This is a genomic window from Agathobacter sp. LCP21S3_B2 (assembly GCF_052118705.1).
Lineage (GTDB): Bacteria > Bacillota > Clostridia > Lachnospirales > Lachnospiraceae > Roseburia.
The window spans coordinates 135,007-150,365 of record NZ_JBQKGQ010000005.1 but is presented as its reverse complement, the minus strand read 5'-3'; the positions used below and the strand labels follow the sequence as shown (position 1 = coordinate 150,365).

The 15,359-nt window shown below is 50.3% G+C and carries 24 protein-coding genes; all 24 read left to right on the top strand.

All coding sequences use genetic code 11. From position 1 onward, the window contains the following. Positions 1–13 precede the first annotated feature (13 nt). The 24 genes from ACTQ1L_RS05445 (at position 14) to ACTQ1L_RS05330 (ending at position 15,359) form a co-directional block, all read left to right on the top strand. A complete protein-coding gene (locus ACTQ1L_RS05445; protein WP_441365836.1) occupies positions 14–805 on the top strand; it encodes a cell wall hydrolase in 792 nt (263 codons plus the stop codon). Positions 806–916: 111 nt separating this feature from the next. After that, on the top strand, positions 917–1,279 hold the full coding sequence (locus ACTQ1L_RS05440) for a hypothetical protein (RefSeq protein ID WP_243278978.1): 363 nt from the start codon (positions 917–919) through the stop codon (positions 1,277–1,279). 9 nt (positions 1,280–1,288) lie between these two features. After that, positions 1,289–1,660, top strand: coding sequence for a hypothetical protein (locus ACTQ1L_RS05435; RefSeq protein WP_441365835.1), 372 nt, complete (start codon positions 1,289–1,291; stop codon positions 1,658–1,660). Further along, positions 1,650–2,138: a phosphoadenosine phosphosulfate reductase domain-containing protein gene (locus tag ACTQ1L_RS05430; protein ID WP_441365833.1), complete on the top strand. Its 489-nt coding sequence runs from the start codon at positions 1,650–1,652 to the stop codon at positions 2,136–2,138. The genes ACTQ1L_RS05435 and ACTQ1L_RS05430 overlap by 11 nt, the downstream gene beginning before the upstream one ends. Beyond that, positions 2,132–2,587 carry a phosphoadenosine phosphosulfate reductase domain-containing protein gene (locus tag ACTQ1L_RS05425; protein ID WP_441365831.1) on the top strand — a complete coding sequence of 152 codons (456 nt, stop codon included), beginning with the start codon at positions 2,132–2,134 and terminating at the stop codon, positions 2,585–2,587. The genes ACTQ1L_RS05430 and ACTQ1L_RS05425 overlap by 7 nt, the downstream gene beginning before the upstream one ends. 17 nt (positions 2,588–2,604) lie before the next feature. Beyond that, a complete protein-coding gene (locus tag ACTQ1L_RS05420) occupies positions 2,605–3,588 on the top strand; it encodes a hypothetical protein (protein WP_441365829.1) in 984 nt (327 codons plus the stop codon). Continuing rightward, positions 3,548–4,078, top strand: a complete 531-nt coding sequence (locus ACTQ1L_RS05415; RefSeq protein WP_441365827.1) for an HNH endonuclease — start codon at positions 3,548–3,550, stop codon at positions 4,076–4,078. Before ACTQ1L_RS05420 ends, ACTQ1L_RS05415 begins: the two co-directional genes overlap by 41 nt. 64 nt (positions 4,079–4,142) lie before the next feature. Further along, positions 4,143–5,468, top strand: a complete 1,326-nt coding sequence (locus ACTQ1L_RS05410) for a DEAD/DEAH box helicase (RefSeq protein WP_278852961.1) — start codon at positions 4,143–4,145, stop codon at positions 5,466–5,468. A 9-nt stretch (positions 5,469–5,477) separates the two neighbouring features. Next, positions 5,478–6,026: a hypothetical protein gene (locus tag ACTQ1L_RS05405; RefSeq protein WP_441365826.1), complete on the top strand. Its 549-nt coding sequence runs from the start codon at positions 5,478–5,480 to the stop codon at positions 6,024–6,026. Beyond that, entirely contained in the window at positions 5,908–6,462 is a 555-nt protein-coding gene (locus ACTQ1L_RS05400; RefSeq protein ID WP_441365825.1) for a MerR family transcriptional regulator, read from the top strand. Before ACTQ1L_RS05405 ends, ACTQ1L_RS05400 begins: the two co-directional genes overlap by 119 nt. An 81-nt stretch (positions 6,463–6,543) precedes the next feature. Next, on the top strand, positions 6,544–6,666 hold the full coding sequence (locus tag ACTQ1L_RS05395; protein WP_441365824.1) for a hypothetical protein: 123 nt from the start codon (positions 6,544–6,546) through the stop codon (positions 6,664–6,666). A gap of 12 nt (positions 6,667–6,678) precedes the next feature. After that, positions 6,679–7,128, top strand: a complete 450-nt coding sequence (locus ACTQ1L_RS05390) for a gp33 family protein (protein WP_441365823.1) — start codon at positions 6,679–6,681, stop codon at positions 7,126–7,128. Between the two features lie 3 nt (positions 7,129–7,131). Then, complete coding sequence (locus ACTQ1L_RS05385; protein WP_441365822.1) at positions 7,132–7,590, top strand: hypothetical protein; 459 nt, start codon at positions 7,132–7,134, stop codon at positions 7,588–7,590. After that, entirely contained in the window at positions 7,590–7,859 is a 270-nt protein-coding gene (locus tag ACTQ1L_RS05380; protein ID WP_441365821.1) for a hypothetical protein, read from the top strand. Before ACTQ1L_RS05385 ends, ACTQ1L_RS05380 begins: the two co-directional genes overlap by 1 nt. A 4-nt stretch (positions 7,860–7,863) precedes the next feature. Further along, positions 7,864–8,697: a hypothetical protein gene (locus ACTQ1L_RS05375; protein WP_441365819.1), complete on the top strand. Its 834-nt coding sequence runs from the start codon at positions 7,864–7,866 to the stop codon at positions 8,695–8,697. A 52-nt stretch (positions 8,698–8,749) separates the two neighbouring features. Next, the gene (locus ACTQ1L_RS05370; protein WP_278852971.1) at positions 8,750–9,388 is read left to right on the top strand and encodes a DUF7768 domain-containing protein; all 639 of its coding nucleotides are present in this window, start codon (positions 8,750–8,752) and stop codon (positions 9,386–9,388) included. 4 nt (positions 9,389–9,392) lie between these two features. Beyond that, entirely contained in the window at positions 9,393–12,125 is a 2,733-nt protein-coding gene (locus ACTQ1L_RS05365; protein WP_441365817.1) for a DUF927 domain-containing protein, read from the top strand. A 332-nt stretch (positions 12,126–12,457) separates the two neighbouring features. After that, on the top strand, positions 12,458–13,048 hold the full coding sequence (locus ACTQ1L_RS05360) for a hypothetical protein (RefSeq protein ID WP_441365815.1): 591 nt from the start codon (positions 12,458–12,460) through the stop codon (positions 13,046–13,048). Further along, positions 13,045–13,278 carry a hypothetical protein gene (locus tag ACTQ1L_RS05355; protein ID WP_441365813.1) on the top strand — a complete coding sequence of 78 codons (234 nt, stop codon included), beginning with the start codon at positions 13,045–13,047 and terminating at the stop codon, positions 13,276–13,278. Before ACTQ1L_RS05360 ends, ACTQ1L_RS05355 begins: the two co-directional genes overlap by 4 nt. Before the next feature lie 224 nt (positions 13,279–13,502). Continuing rightward, positions 13,503–13,952, top strand: coding sequence for a hypothetical protein (locus tag ACTQ1L_RS05350; RefSeq protein WP_441365811.1), 450 nt, complete (start codon positions 13,503–13,505; stop codon positions 13,950–13,952). 89 nt (positions 13,953–14,041) lie between these two features. Further along, a complete protein-coding gene (locus tag ACTQ1L_RS05345) occupies positions 14,042–14,455 on the top strand; it encodes a VRR-NUC domain-containing protein (RefSeq protein WP_441365810.1) in 414 nt (137 codons plus the stop codon). Beyond that, positions 14,436–14,690 (top strand): glutathione peroxidase, encoded by a 255-nt coding sequence (locus tag ACTQ1L_RS05340; RefSeq protein WP_441365808.1) that lies wholly within the window; start codon positions 14,436–14,438, stop codon positions 14,688–14,690. Before ACTQ1L_RS05345 ends, ACTQ1L_RS05340 begins: the two co-directional genes overlap by 20 nt. Then, positions 14,687–15,133 carry an ASCH domain-containing protein gene (locus tag ACTQ1L_RS05335; RefSeq protein WP_441365807.1) on the top strand — a complete coding sequence of 149 codons (447 nt, stop codon included), beginning with the start codon at positions 14,687–14,689 and terminating at the stop codon, positions 15,131–15,133. The genes ACTQ1L_RS05340 and ACTQ1L_RS05335 overlap by 4 nt, the downstream gene beginning before the upstream one ends. Continuing rightward, positions 15,117–15,359 carry a hypothetical protein gene (locus ACTQ1L_RS05330; RefSeq protein WP_151198873.1) on the top strand — a complete coding sequence of 81 codons (243 nt, stop codon included), beginning with the start codon at positions 15,117–15,119 and terminating at the stop codon, positions 15,357–15,359. The genes ACTQ1L_RS05335 and ACTQ1L_RS05330 overlap by 17 nt, the downstream gene beginning before the upstream one ends.

Here is a 15,359-nt window from a genome sequence, read left to right as displayed (position 1 = left end):
GGAAGTGAGTAAGATGCAGAGGTATCAGACAGAGGATGAACGCCGGAAAGCAATGAGAGCTAAGATCAATAAAACAATAAAGAGAGGAAGACGCCGGAAACGAATCATCCGAAGATTGAAGAAGGCAGTGCCAGGAATCTGCATCGGAGTACTTATCGCAGGCATGGGAGCCTGGTGCATAGCAGCTCCATTCCCGGATCCAGACGACTATGAGCCCTACCGATTCCAAGCAGAGAACGGTCAATGGTACACCAAGGAAGAATACGAACAGATGAGCCGAGAAAGAGATGCATACCATCAGCGGGAGCGTGAGGAAGCAGAGAAGGAAGCTCAGATGATCAGAGACTACCAGGAACAGTACCAGAAGGACCAGGAAGCAGAGTGGAAGCTCTACCAGGAGCAAACGCGGACAGGGCTGATACATAGCATGGACTTTGATGCAAACGACGCCTACATGTTAGAGAAGATCGCAATGGCTGAAGCTGAATCAGAGGACACCGAAGGCAAGGCGCTGGTCATGCTGGTGGTTCTGAATCGAGTATGGGATACAAGATTCCCGGACACGATCGAAGAAGTGATCATGCAGGACGGAGCATTCACACCGGTGAGCAATGGCAGATATGACAAGGTGGAGCCGGATGCCGACTGCATGAAGGCAATGGAGCTGATCACAGTAGAGCACTGGGATGAAAGCCAAGGAGCCCTCTACTTTGAAAAGGCCAGCGACGAAAGCACCTGGCATAGCAGGAACCTGAAGAAGTTATTCACACACGGAGCGCACGCCTTCTACACAGAGAAAGAGTGAGGACAATGGGAATCAGAATGGAAGTCAAGCTGACGGATGGGTACCAGCAGCGCTTCACAAGTGCGTGCCTGGCTCAGATCGGAAGCAGAAAAGAGGTAACGAAGATTGAAGATGGCAATGAAGGATGGAAAGATCATGCTGATCGAAGTGGACAACACACAGATGGCGATCATAAAATCCTGGAACTCAATGAAGTACGACCGGCGCAAGAACATGATGATCGGAGACTGCAGCAAGGAACTGCTGGACAAGCTCTCCAAAATCGTGAGACTGCCACCGGCCATAGAAAGCTACAGGCAGCGATTGGATGAAACACAACGAGCCGTAGATAAGATGCGAGTCGAGAAGGAACCGGAGGCCCTGGTCAAATACCCGGTGCAGGGCAGCCTTTACGAACACCAGGTGAGAGCAGCAAACATGGCGCTCCTGACGTTCGGACTCGCGGATCCCAAAGAGGTACTGAAATCAGAATAGGAGGCAACTATGACATACGATGAAATCATCGAACAGCTGGAGATCACCAAGAGCAAAATCAAAGAGATCGCCCGGAACGAATATGGTGGAGAGTCATGGAACGACGACCTGGATGCGCTGACAGAAGCAGCGGACATCGTCGCAGACTACAGCAAAGCAACAGCTCAGGCATCAGAGATGAGCCAGAAGTACGAACAGCCAGCAATGGCAGTCAGACGTGCAGCAGGGCTTTACACCTGCCCGCTTTGCGGCAAGAGAACACAGGTCGGCCACACGCACTGTCACTGGTGCGGAAAGAAGCTCTCCTGGGACAGAGAAGCATACGCAGACCGCGACTACCCACATATGAGCACGAAGGGAGGCAGGAGACGTGGACTATGAGAAACAAGCAATAGATATCCTTCAGATGCTCGCTGGAAACTCACCGTTCACGATCGCAGATAGCGGAGGAAAAGACTCGTCCGTTCTTACGCACATAGCTCTGAAAAGCGGCTGCAAGTTCAAGGTGCAGCATTGTCATACAACTGTGGATGCACCGGAGACAGTCTACTTTATCAGAAGAAAATTCGAGAAAATGCGAAGCATGGGAATCGAATGTGAGATCCGGTATCCAAAGGAAACGATGTGGCAGCTAATCGTCAGGAATGGGACTCCCCCAACAAGGAAGATGCGATATTGCTGCTCCGAGTTGAAGGAAAACCATGGAATTGGCGAAAAGCTCGTGACTGGAGTAAGGAAGGCCGAAAGCGCAAACCGGAGAAAAAACCAAGGCGTCGCAACTTTTCCAAAGCCAAAGAAAAATATAAAAGACTTAGTGGATGATGAAAATTTTCACTTAACCGACAGGGGGGGGTGGTAGTCCTAAATCTTGACAACGATGAAAATCGCAGAATTGTGGAAAATTGCTACCGAACACAGAAAGTCCTGATAAATCCACTGATCGACTGGGACGACGAATACCTGCAATGGTACATAAAGCGAGAAGAAATCGAACTCAATCCACTGTATGGATGCGGCTGGGACAGAGTCGGATGCATTGGATGCCCGATGGCCGGGAAGCATAGATACTTCGAATTTGAGAGATACCCAAAATACAAGCAGGCATACATCCGGGCATTTGACAAGATGCTGGAAATCAGAGAAGCCAAAGGCCTCAAGAAAATGCGTGGTTGGGAAAATGGTAAATCGGTATTCAGGTGGTGGATTGATGAAAAGTGGGATCCAGACCAGATGGAAATCAAGGACTGGTTATACGAAATCGGAGCAATAAGCATTGAACAATACAATGATGAAAAATTTATTTATTAGAAAGGAGAACCTGATTCATGAATATGGAAAGAGCCGATCCTGGAAAACGAACACTCGTCGAGGCACCTAGAAAAAAGAAACAATGGACAAAATCCGAGGAAAACTATCTCCAGGATAAATGGGGAACGGTATCAATAAAAGGTCTGGCCAAAGCACTCGGCAGATCAGAGAACGCAGTAGTCGTCAGAGCACAGCGTCTCGGATGCGGCGCACACCTGGCCGGAGACACAAGGATATCCCTGAACCAGCTCATGCTTGCAATTTACGGAAAGAACATGCTCGGCTACACCAGCGACAAGCTGATCCGGTACGGACTGCCTGTCAAATGGCACGTAGTGAAGAAGAATCGCTTCAGGGTGATCGACATCGATGCATTCTGGAAATGGGCCGAGGATAACAAGAGCGTCCTGGACTTCTCCCGGTTCGAGAAATACAGTCTCGGAGCAGAACCGGACTGGGTGGATGTGAAGCGCAAGGCGGATTATAAAAAGCTGCAGCTTCACGGCCAACACAACGCAGCATGGACGAAGACGGAAGACGACAAGCTCCGGTACCTACTCAGCAAAGGGACATATACATACAGCGACCTGGCAGCAGAGCTGAGACATTCAGAAGGAGCCATCAAGCGCAGGATCCTAGACCTTGGAATCAATAAGAAGCCCGTGCGGTGCCCCCCCCGAAAATGGACGGAGGACGAAGTGGAAACCTTGTGCCGCATGGTAGACGAAGGCTACGATTTCACACTGATCGCAGAGAAGCTGAACCGGACAGCGCTGGCCACGCGTGGAAAATACGAGCGGCTGCAGAATCCGGAATACAACAAACGATACAACCGCGGGCAGAATGAGGACTACGAATACCAGGGAATCAGAAGCATAAGCGGAAAAGACATCCTGAAAGACAGAGAGCTGATGGATGGCGCCGAGTTCCAGGAGCTGGAGCCGGTGGAAGTAGGTGAGAATGATGGAGTATACATGCAAGCAATGCGGTCGACAGTTTGAAGACAAGCCGAGTAGAAAGAGAATTTACTGCTCCAAAGCCTGCCACGACGAAGCGCAAAGCCAAAAAGTAGAAGTGCAATGCTACGTATGCAAAAAGAAAATTGCAGTCCCGCCGTCAAAGCTGAAATTTGAAAAGCATTTCTGCGGAAACGAATGCAGACAGACGTGGCTGGCAGAAGAAAGAAGCAAGGAGCTCAATGTAAAGGGCCATAGCAAAGGACATAAAGCTCCGCATCTTACAAGGCTCAACAGGGAGCGCAACCCAAAGCTGGCTGTCGAGCCGGATGCAGTGATACGCGGGACATACGAATCAAAGAAACACAGAAGAACCATGGAAAGAATTATAGGCAGGAAGCTGAAAGCCTATGAGGACGTCCATCACATAAACGGAATCAGAAATGATAACCGACCTGAAAACTTACAAATAATGAACCATAGTGACCATCTGAAACTTCACTGGCAGATGGCAAAAGAAAGAGGGGTGATCTAAATGACAAAAGAAGAACAGAAATCTATACATAAAGGATTCGGGCTTCTTTTCGAGTAGCAAAGGGATGGGTTGTGGCAAGACTAGAACTGCGATCGCCATCGCAGGAGCCGCATATGAAAAAGGCGCGATCCAGAGAGTCCTGGTAATCGCACCAACGTCCGTCGTGTCGGTCTGGCCAAAAGAGATCGCAGAGGTCGCAGACTTCAAAGTGACATGCAAGGCGCTCCTGGGAACGAAGCAACAAAGGATCCGAATGATTGAAGACCTGCAGGCGTTCCCGTTCAAAGCGCTCAAGGTCGCCGTGATCAACTACGAATCAACCTGGAGAGATGGACTGTTTGAGAAGCTCCAGGAATACGACGCTGACCTGATTATATGCGATGAGAGCCAGCGAATCAAGACGCACGACGCAGAACAGAGCAAAGCAATACATAAGCTAGGAGACCAGGCGAGGTACAAGCTCATTCTCTCCGGAACACCGGTACAGAATGATGCAATCGACATCTGGAGTCAATACCGGTTCCTGGACGCTTCGATCTTCGGCCGGAACTTCTACCAATTCAGAAACCGGTACGCGATCATGGGAGGTTTCAACCGAAAGCAGATCGTCGGATACAAGGACCTGGACGGTCTGATCCGAAAAGAGCACTCGATCGCATTCAGAATCACGAAGGAAGAAGCAATCGACCTGCCGGAGCAGACGTTCATCAAGAGGAAGGTCCAGCTCGGCAAAAAGGAAAAAGACTTATACAACCAGATCAAGCGAAGCAGCTATGCAGAGTTATCTAACGGAGACAAGATCACGGCCACAACCGTACTGACAAGGCTCCTGAGACTGCAGCAGCTGGCCGGAGGATTCCTGGTCACAGACGACAGCGACAAGCCGGAGCTCGTCAACACAGCGAAGCTGGATGCGCTCCAGGATATCATCGAGGACTACGTACTAGGCGCAGGAAAGAAGCTGGTGATCTTCGCAAGGTTTATCCCGGAAGTAACCGCCATCATGAAAATGATAGATAAGACCTTCCAGAAGACAGGAAAGAAGCAGGTGGCCATCTACGGAGCGATTAAGAAGGAAGACCGTGGACCGATCATCAAACAGTTTCAGGAAGATCCGGACACCGTGATCATCGTCGGCCAGATCGACACCCTCGGTGTCGGAGTTACCCTGACAGCTGCAGACACATGCGTCTATTATTCAAAGAACTTCAACTACGCCACGTACGAGCAGAGCCTCTCCAGAATCCACCGAATCGGTCAGAGGAACACCTGCACATACATCGACCTGGAGACCGAAGGCACCGTTGATGAGATGATCGGTAAGGCGCTGGCCAGAAAAGAAGACATGGCCAAGACGGTCGTGGATGACTGGCGCGCGTACTTTGAATAGGAGGATGACATGAAATTATTTAAAAAGATAAGGCGCTTCATCAGAGGCGCAGACAGAGCGGTGACCGATGCGATCTGTGAACGCCTAGACAACACAGCAGAGAAGCTCGAAAACTTTGCAAGGAACATGGATCCTGAAGCATTCCAGGAATCAAAGATGCGCGAGTCCTGGGAAGGAAGACCGAAGACGGATCCAGAGACTGCAGTGCAACTGGCGCAGATGTCGGTCACATCGCTGGAAGATGCAATCGACCAGCTAACAGAAGGAATGGTGAAGGCCGGATTCAGGGCAGATGAAGCAGCGGACGCCATCAGATCAGTGATCATTGCAGGCGTGAAACCAAAGCCACTAAGCCACCTGACAAACAACTGGCGCAAGATGCACGGTCTGCCGATGCATCGAAAACCTGCATCGTTCAGGAGAAGAAGGAGGTGCCTAGATGGGCGGAAGGGCATGGAGCCAGGAGGAACTGATCCGGCTCGAAGAATTAACAGAAACATATCCGCTCGCCACGGTAGCCAGGAAGCTGAACCGGTCGGAAAATGCGGTCTTTCTTAAAAGGCAGAGGACCGGTATCGGAGGATTCATGGCGAACACAGACATGCTGACCAGGAACACCCTCTCGCGGATCCTGGGAGTTGAGAACCGGACGATCCAATACTGGGAACGCAAAGGACTGAAAAGCGTCCGGAAGAAGCCATACGTGATGTACCGGCAGCAGGACATCATCAGATACATGAAAGAGCATCCGGAAGATTGGAATGCGGCCAGAGTAACCGATGACACACTGTTCATGCAGTACCCCTGGTTTAAAGAAAAAAGGAAGAATGACATATCACACAAATACAACTGGACGCAGACCGAAGTAAGCCAGATGAAGATGCTCCGGCAGCAGGGATTCACAATCAGAGAGATCGCAGAGAAGATGAACCGGTCAGAATCAAGTATCAAATACAAACTATACGGAAAGAAGAAAAGCAATGGCGGAAGTTAAGATCTGGCCGCGAGGCCAAAACGAAACCGGAGGCATCCTGCTGATGCCGATGAAGAAAAACATCCCAAAAGGACATCCGGAATGGAGCCTGGTGAAATGCCCAATCTGCGGACAGGAGTGCTGGAGACCAATGTCAAGACAGGAGATCCGGCAGAAGAAAATGAAAGCAGCCTGCACAGAGTGTGGACTCAAAATAGAAAGTAGGAGGAACTAAACATGAAACTGACAGAAATGCTCGCCCAGTACGAGGTGCTTCTTGATAAGAAGGACCAACTGGCACAGGACACAAAGGACAACAATGCAGCCATCGATAAGCTGAAGGCAGAGATCGCCGAGACCATGATCGATGAGGATATCCCATCACAGGGATATGGAGACTACGTATACAGCCTCCAGGACAAGATCAAATACTCCAAGCGTGGAGAAGCAGAGCTTCAGGAAAAAGGCCTGGACTTCTTCGAGGTTCTCCGTGAGCAGGGATTCGGAGATATCATCAAAGAGACGGTCAATGCAAATACGCTGCAGAGTACCATGAAGGCAGTCGCAGATGAGAACGATGGAGAGCTCCCTCCAGAGCTTGATGAAATCGTGAGCAGCTACGAGATGACAGACATCTCAAGACGCAAGTCAACCAATAAAGCACTCAAAAGAGCGAAAGGAGAATAAACCATGGAACAATTAGAATTTGATTGTCGCCTCGAATCGGAGCGCGAGCTTGAGGAAAACGTAAACATAGCCCTGGAATTTGCCTGCAAGCAGGTCAAGGAAACCAGCAAGTCGAAGGTATCGAACCGCCACGACGGATACGGTATCGCTTCAGAATTCTACACAGGCATGAAGCTCGACCAGAAGAAGGTAGATGAAAGCATGAAAGACTTCCTGCGCATCCTTCCAACAGAGGATGATGCCAAGGCAGTCGAGGCAGCCAGCAGCCTGAAGAATGCAGCAACCGGACTTGTACTCCAGGCGACAAAGCTCGCAGCGCAGGCAGACAGAATCATGCACGACTTATACGATGAAGTCAGCAACTACACCACACCGGTGGAAGATTATCTGGAGGGACAGTTCGAGGACGCAGAAGCGGATCCAGAAGCTGAAGCAGAGGAAGAACAGGAGGACGCTGAGTAATGAGTGAAGTAAACTGCGGAATCTCCGTACACGAAGTAACACAGGTGAGAGTTTCAGATTCAGAAGGCAACGCAATGAACCAGGGAGACACTATCGTCCTGAGAATTGACACCGAAGACATCCTCTGCGTATTCAAAGGAATCGAAAGCGGATACTTCATCACAGAGACGTGCGAGGACGGAATCAGAAACCGCTACCGTGTCAAGAGCATCAAGAAATCCAAAGTAGTAAAGAACGCATCCGTAGATGCAGCAGATGAGGAGGAATAAGAATATGGCAAAAGCAGAACTGACAACCGTGGAAAACTTCAAGATCGTAACCGGCATGGAGGCGATGGATGAGGAGCTCAGAGCAGAGCTGGAAGATGAGCTCGACGATCTGGACGATGATGGCGGCATCGATGCCAAGCACATCAAGATCCCGTCTGGCGGAGGAAAAGCCTTCGAGGTCGAGACAGACGATCCGGACGATCCGGAGGTCATGAAGGAAGTAACCGGCGTGATTATTTTCACGCATCGCATGAACGCATACTGGGCGCAGAAATTCGGAGAAGCAGGAGAGGATGGCAATATCAATAAGAGCCCGGACTGCAGCTCCATGGATGGAAAGCAGGGCGTCAACAGAGAAACCGGAGAAATCCGCACCTGCGACACCTGCCCTTATAACCAGTTCGGATCCGACGGAAAAGGCAAGGCCTGCAAGAACATGCGCCGCCTTTACATCATGATGGACAATCGCCCGGACATTTATCTTCTGACAGTGCCGCCAACATCTATCAAGGACGTGAATAAGGCACTGAAGAAAATCATGGGACAGCAGCATATCCCATACAGCCGCATGATCGTGACATTCAAACTGAACGTGGTAGAGAACGCGGACAAAATCAAATACTCCAAGGTGACGCTGGAAAAGACAGGACTGCTGCCAGAAGCTCTTTATAAGACAACCGCAGAGCTCCGCAAGGCAATGAAGCAGAGCTATGAGAGCGTAGCGATCACAACAGACGACTGCAAGGAAGCAGCACCAATGGAAGCAACTCCGGAAGTCGGCCCTGACGGATTCATGCAGGCAGGCGACATCCAGGACGGAGAGTTGCCATTTGACTAAGCCACAGCGCAGGGCGGTCACCACGGCCGCCTTGCAGAATTGGAGGTAAACGATGGCTAAGAACTTAAAGGAATTTATACAGTGCGGAAGGGATCCCGCATACCTGAAGAACGGAGACATCATCACAGAGGAGCTCGCCTGGGAGATCGTCGGCCAGGAAGAATACGCTGACGGATGCCTGGATCAGGAGTTTGAGATCACACAGAGCCGCATCGTGGAAGACATCATCGGAGGAGAGGGCGTCTATGAAACTATCTACAGAGAGAGCCCGGACCACCCATGGCAATACATCGGACTGTGCGCAGCAGGAAAAGATAAGAACCTCGCGCCGATCCACGCCAAGACAACATACGTCTGCAGCAAATACAGAGCAAAAAACGAAGTGGAACTGCAGCAGCACATCAGGGACGCCGTGGAAGCATGCCGGAAGGTGCACGAAAGAGGAAACATACCAATCGCGCCGCATCTTTACTGGCCAAGATTCCTGGATGACAACGATCCCCAGGATCGCGACTACGGAATAGCAGCAGGCCTGGAAGCACTGAAGCGATGCGATGAGATGATCGTAATCATCAGACAGGAAGGTCCGGAAGAAGAATGGATCAGTCAGGGAATGCAGGCTGAAATCGCTGCTGCGGCAAAGATGGGAATCGAGCCGCAGTTCATATACATAGGCAAAGAAAAGAGGTAACACCATGAACACGGCAGAAGTCGATCTCGACCGTTTGGTCGATTATGAAAGAGAATACAGAAGCGTCGTCAAAAGGGCGCAGGTTACCGGAGATCATATGATAGGACTCTGCCCGTTCCATGACGATTCAAAAAACAGCTTCTCAGTAGATCTGAAGACAGGAAGATGGCACTGCTTTAGCGAGGACATCGGCGGCAACTACGTGGACTTCGTGGCCAAGATGAATGGCATTAGCACGAAGGACGCATACAAGCGAATTATGGAAGACTACCATGTGGAGATGCCAGAAAAAGAAAAACCTGCAGCATCTCGCCGGAGCTATTCAATGGAGCAGTACGCCTTCGAAAAAAGGCTCCCGGTGGAATTCCTCCGGGACACATGCCACATCAGCAATGACAAAGAAAGAAAAGACCAGACCACATACATGAAAATCCCGTATCTGAAGGAAGACGGAACCGAGGCAACCTACAGAAAGAGGTTTGCAGGTAAGGAATTCAGATGGAGATACGGCAGCAGTGGAAAGATATGCCTCTACGGAGAATGGAGGCTCTCGCAGATGCGACAGAGCGGATACGCCTGCCTGGTCGAAGGAGAGTCCGACACGCAGAGCATGTGGTACATGGGAATCAGCACTCTCGGAGTACCGGGAGCATCCATGTTCAAGCCGAACATGAGCGACCAGCTCCAGGACTTAAAGCTATACATCCACCAGGAACCGGACCAGGGCGGCGAAACGTTCATGCGGAAAGTCATCCAGGGACTCCGGGAAGGTGGATTCATTGGCAAGGTTTACAAATTCAGCTGCAGCACACTAGGCGGAATCAAGGATCCGAGCGACGTCTTCATCAAATTCGGAAAAGAGGAAGGCGCAGCCAAGATCCAGAAGCTCCTGGAGCGGGCAGAAGAAATAGACCTGGCAGAACCAGACGTGATACCGGAATCCATCAAAGGAGCACCGGTCAATCTCCGCCAGCCGGAAGGTTGGATCTATTCAGACAAAGGAATCAGCCACATCGATGAGAAGACATACGGACCGGTCATGGTCTGCAGAACACCGATCATCCTGACGCAGCGACTCCGAAGCCTGGAAACCGGAGAAGAAAAAATAGAAATCGCATTCAAGAGAGACGATGAATGGCACAGAGCAATCTACCCACGATCAACGATCTTCACAGCCAGAGGCATCACTGTCCTGGCAGACCTTGGATGCACGGTAACATCAGAAAACGCAAAGCAGGTCGTCCGGTTTTTATCCGCCCTGGAGGCAGAGAACATCGACATCATCACGAAAGCGGATGCAACGTCCAGCTTCGGATGGCAGCCAGGGAAGCGATTCATCCCAGGACACGACAAAGACATCGTTCTGGACATCGATCCATCACAGAAGGGAATGGCAGCGGCATACTGCCAGACCGGATCCTTTGATAAATGGAAAGACACCATGCGGCCGCACCGAGAACGCGACAAGTTCCGGTTCATCCTGGCCGCAGCGTTCGCAGCTCCCCTGCTGCGGATCATTAAGCAGAGAATATTCTTCGTGTACAACTGGGGATCCAGTAAAGGAGGAAAGACCGCCGGATTAAAAGCAGCGCTGTCAGCCTGGGGAGATCCGGAACGACTCATGGTAAACTTTAACGCCACCCAGGTCGGTCTGGAGCGAACCGCTGCATTTTACTGCGACCTGCCACTCGGCATCGATGAGAGACAGCTGGCCGGAAAGAATCAGGAAGGACTGGAGAAGACAATCTACATGATCGCATCCGGTACCGGAAAGATCAGAGGCGCAAAGGGCGGCGGTCTGCAGACAATGAGACAATGGAGAACCGTAGCCATGGCAACCGGAGAGGAACCACTCTCCACAGATACATCACAGACAGGTGTCAGTACCCGTGTGCTGGAAATCTACGGCGGACCATTTGAGACAGAAGAACAGGCCAGCCTCATGCACCAGGAATCAACGCAGAACTTCGGATGGGCGGGCCCGGAATTCATCGAACACGTCCTGAAGGTTTCAGAGAAAAGCATCTGCGATAAATACGATGAGATGCTGCGATATGTGATGAGCATAGCAAAAGGAAAGAGCGGAAGCCATGTGGCCGGAATCAGCGCGGTCGCCCTGGCCGATGCCATGATAGATACCTGGTTCTTTGATAGCCAGGATGCACCGGAGCCCGAAGCGGATCCGAAAAAGGAAGAAGGGAAAGACGATGAAAAACAGATAACAATCAACCAGGAGTCCTGGGATAGAGCCAAGAGGATGGCAGCGTCCATCCTTCAGGAACAGATCGCAGCAGCATCCGGAGACGTAAACGAAAACGCCGTGCAGTTCATCACCGACTGGGTAATCTCCAACAAGGCATACTTTGGAGAGAAGGCGATCGGAACATGTCTCGGAACCATGAGCGAATCCGGGAACGTGGCGTACATCTTCCCATCAACACTGAACCAGGCGCTGACCAAGGCAGGATACAGTCCAAGGAAGACGCTCAAATACATGGCAGACAACGGACTTATCGCCACAGCAAACGAAGGATCTGACTCAAAGCAGCGATACTCAGTAAAACGACGGTTTGACGGAAGAAGCTGCAGGTTCGTGGAATTCAAGATCGGACAGTTCAGCGAAAAGGATGACGACATCGAATCTGAAGCTGATAAATACGAGCAGGAATCATTCACGGATTCAGATGGATTCATGAGCATAACGGAAGGAATGGAAGAAGAATTACCATTCAAATAACAGGAGCAAAAATCGCCTGAAAATGTTCCCACTCAAAAAAGTGGGAACGCAAGTGGGAACGCGAGTGGGAACGCAAGAAACCCAGCAACCACGCGGCTTTTAATAGATATGTTCCCACTGTTCCCACTAATTCCACTTATATATTGCTTCGTGGAAAATTTTGCACACGATGCACGAATTTTATGCATCACATGCAAAATTCCATAAAAACATGGTGTGTATTTCAAAAAAGTGGGAACAGTGGGAACACCCAGCGCAACCCGCGTAAAATAAGGGTTTGTCGCGTTCCCACTCACAAAATGCAGAAGTGGGAACAGGAAGGAGTGGGAACGGTGGAATTAGACCTAAAAAAACTGAACCAGGACATCGCAACCCTGCGTAAAAACAGGGAAAACGTGCCGCTGGAACTCCTGAAAACCAAATACAAAAAGCCTTATGCAAAATTGAAAGAGGAAATCCGTGCGCAATTTGAGATTTACATGAAACACATCATCGTGCTCGGAATTTTGAAAACCGGTCCGGATCTAACCGGAGCGAAAGCCAAAAGCATGGTCGATAAGATTCAGAAAATAATCGATGATGAAAAGGCAGCAGGGCACCAGAAGGAAGTCACGCGTGCAGTATTTGAAGAATTCAATCTGACAAAAGCAGAGAACCTGGCATGCGGATATTACACAGACCGAGTCAAGTATGAAATATACGCACCATACTGGATGGAGCACATCCACCAGGAACCGGACGAAAAAGTGACAAGCGACCTGCTGCCAGGCATGACGTGGCACCCGGAAGCGGGCGTGTGGGTTTCCTTTTCAGAGCCATCGTTCACTTTGATGATGCCGCCCACCCAGGCAGGAATCGATGCGCAGCATAAGGAAGACACGGAGAGATTCAAAAAATATTTGAAAGAGGTGAGGCAGGAATGAGCTACCAGGGAAACAACCCGGAAGGATATCCGGATCCGACAGCCAACCAGGCAGTAGGAATCGTATCCAGGGAAGAAAAGGAAGCTGCGAAAGCAAAGAAGCGGGCAGCCAGGGAGTATGACATCAAAGCAGCCATGAAAGCAATCAGAGCAATCGCCGGAGCATACGGACTTACGATCGAGAACAGGATCGCATTCAAAGACAAAGAAACGGAGGAAATATTCAGATGACCAACAAGGAAAGATTTATCGAATTATTAAGAAGCACCAAGAGAGAAGGAATCGAGAAGCTCATCGACTTCCTGGAGAAGACCGACTTCTTCACAGCACCGGCATCAACCAGATTCCACTCCAGCTACGAAGGAGGACTGCTGCAGCATTCGCTCAATGTTTACGACTGCCTGGCCGGCCTCGGAACCACGACCGGAGACGTTCAGGAATTCCAGGCTGCAGGTATGAGATTAGACTCTATACCGCAGGAATCCATCATCATCGTGGCGCTGCTACATGACCTCTGCAAGGTGAACTTTTACGCCACAGAGATGCGCTGGCGCAAGGATGCCAATAACAAGTGGGAGCAGTACCCGGTATACGCGGTCAACGACAGAAACCCATACGGCCACGGAGAAAAATCAGTCATGATGGCTTCAGAGTTCATCCATCTGACAATGCAGGAGAGATACGCAATCAGATGGCACATGGGAATGAGTGAGGCAAATAACATCCAGACATACTGCCAGGCAGCAGAGAAATACCCGCTGGTATTGTTCACGCACATGGCAGACCAGATGGCCACAAGCTACCTGGAGAACAACAACGGAAATAAGAAGCCGGAAGACGTCTACCTCGGAACAGAACCGGCAGCGCAGGATCCGGAAGAATTCGCAGAGGCAGAGCCTATCTAACAGGAGGACAGCCATGAACACAGAAAGAGACGACAGAGAGCAGATCGAGGCAATCAGAAAGATGATGGCCGAAAAGGAGGAAAAGAAGCGTGCTAGAAAAATACGAAAAGGACTTCGACGAAAACGAATTCATGCGTTCCTTCATGGAAAGAAAGCAGATAAGCACTAAGAAGCAGGCGCTGGCTGAGCTTCGGAAGCTGATCAAGAAGGAAGGATACTATCAGACGAAAATCAAGGAAGCTCTGAAGAAACGATATCCGGACGCCTTCGTGGCCAAGATCTCCCAGGGAGCATACAGCCAGGCAGGCATCCCGGACGTCATGTTCATAAAGGACGGTCACTACTTCGGATTTGAGGTCAAGCGTCCAGTCGTCGGAATCAGATCCAAGCTGCAGGAGCAGACAGCCAGAATGATCCAAGCCGCAGGCGGAACCGCAGCGTTCGTCTGCTGGCCTGAGGAAGCAATCAGAGAGGTGGAAGAATATGAAAAAAGCCAAAGATAGATACCTGATCAACCGAACCAGATACAAAGACATCAAGAGATACGACCATCAGCAGATGGAAGACTTTCTGACAGAGGTCTACAAGAACGGATACGCAGACGGAAAAGAATCCGTGCCCGGAGTAGAGCTTCAGGACGTGGAAAAAGCACTGCAGGATGTCAAGGGCATCGGGCCGGTCGTGTGGAACAGAATCAAGGAACGTCTGGCCGAGCTTTTCAGAAAGGAGCAGTCATGAAAGCACTAACCATTATACAGCCATGGGCGACACTGATCGCAAGTGGTCACAAAATGAACGAAACGAGATCCTGGAAAACCAACTATCGCGGGGAAGTTTTAATCCACGCAGGGAAGAACCCGAAGGACTATACAAGCGGATTCTACATTGACGATCCGGATGGCCGACATTTCCAGGAAGCTGGAATCACACCGAATAACTTCGAGGAGCTGCCAAGAGGATCAATCATCGGAAAAGCAACCCTCGTAAATTGCATCCACATCAATAAGGAGTTCAGAGATCACCTGAAAAGAAGCAATCCCGCAGAGTATGCGTTCGGAGACTACCGGATAGGAAGATACGCGTGGGTGTTTGAAAATCCGGTGCTATTTGAAAAACCAATACCGGCAAGGGGAAGGCAGGGATTATGGAACTGGGAGGCAGAAGATGAGCAGACAGAGTAGAGAACTGAAGAAACAGCAGGAAAGAGCCAAGAAGTACGGATGCGACGGAAGATGCTACTGGAGCACCGGAATGTGTCCAAGCGTCGAGATCTGCGACGAAACCAGAGTCGGAGAGGCCATCGCAACGGCAATCGGGCTAATCACAGTCTTAGCAATGATAGCCATGGTTCCAATCATCGTGATAGGCGGAGCAATCATGCTGATCTGGTCAATATTTGCAGGATAA

Coding starts and splice junctions, on each gene's coding strand:
- ACTQ1L_RS05355 (WP_441365813.1), top strand. CDS start 13,045: ATGAGCTACCAGGGAAACAACCCGGAAGGATATCCGGATCCGACAGCC.
- ACTQ1L_RS05435 (WP_441365835.1), top strand. CDS start 1,289: ATGACATACGATGAAATCATCGAACAGCTGGAGATCACCAAGAGCAAA.
- ACTQ1L_RS05410 (WP_278852961.1), top strand. CDS start 4,143: ATGGGTTGTGGCAAGACTAGAACTGCGATCGCCATCGCAGGAGCCGCA.
- ACTQ1L_RS05385 (WP_441365822.1), top strand. CDS start 7,132: ATGGAACAATTAGAATTTGATTGTCGCCTCGAATCGGAGCGCGAGCTT.
- ACTQ1L_RS05370 (WP_278852971.1), top strand. CDS start 8,750: ATGGCTAAGAACTTAAAGGAATTTATACAGTGCGGAAGGGATCCCGCA.
- ACTQ1L_RS05420 (WP_441365829.1), top strand. CDS start 2,605: ATGAATATGGAAAGAGCCGATCCTGGAAAACGAACACTCGTCGAGGCA.
- ACTQ1L_RS05390 (WP_441365823.1), top strand. CDS start 6,679: ATGAAACTGACAGAAATGCTCGCCCAGTACGAGGTGCTTCTTGATAAG.
- ACTQ1L_RS05330 (WP_151198873.1), top strand. CDS start 15,117: ATGAGCAGACAGAGTAGAGAACTGAAGAAACAGCAGGAAAGAGCCAAG.
- ACTQ1L_RS05350 (WP_441365811.1), top strand. CDS start 13,503: ATGAGATTAGACTCTATACCGCAGGAATCCATCATCATCGTGGCGCTG.
- ACTQ1L_RS05440 (WP_243278978.1), top strand. CDS start 917: ATGGCAATGAAGGATGGAAAGATCATGCTGATCGAAGTGGACAACACA.
- ACTQ1L_RS05395 (WP_441365824.1), top strand. CDS start 6,544: ATGGAGCCTGGTGAAATGCCCAATCTGCGGACAGGAGTGCTGGAGACC.
- ACTQ1L_RS05415 (WP_441365827.1), top strand. CDS start 3,548: ATGATGGAGTATACATGCAAGCAATGCGGTCGACAGTTTGAAGACAAG.
- ACTQ1L_RS05375 (WP_441365819.1), top strand. CDS start 7,864: ATGGCAAAAGCAGAACTGACAACCGTGGAAAACTTCAAGATCGTAACC.
- ACTQ1L_RS05365 (WP_441365817.1), top strand. CDS start 9,393: ATGAACACGGCAGAAGTCGATCTCGACCGTTTGGTCGATTATGAAAGA.
- ACTQ1L_RS05405 (WP_441365826.1), top strand. CDS start 5,478: ATGAAATTATTTAAAAAGATAAGGCGCTTCATCAGAGGCGCAGACAGA.
- ACTQ1L_RS05400 (WP_441365825.1), top strand. CDS start 5,908: ATGGGCGGAAGGGCATGGAGCCAGGAGGAACTGATCCGGCTCGAAGAA.
- ACTQ1L_RS05380 (WP_441365821.1), top strand. CDS start 7,590: ATGAGTGAAGTAAACTGCGGAATCTCCGTACACGAAGTAACACAGGTG.
- ACTQ1L_RS05340 (WP_441365808.1), top strand. CDS start 14,436: ATGAAAAAAGCCAAAGATAGATACCTGATCAACCGAACCAGATACAAA.
- ACTQ1L_RS05335 (WP_441365807.1), top strand. CDS start 14,687: ATGAAAGCACTAACCATTATACAGCCATGGGCGACACTGATCGCAAGT.
- ACTQ1L_RS05445 (WP_441365836.1), top strand. CDS start 14: ATGCAGAGGTATCAGACAGAGGATGAACGCCGGAAAGCAATGAGAGCT.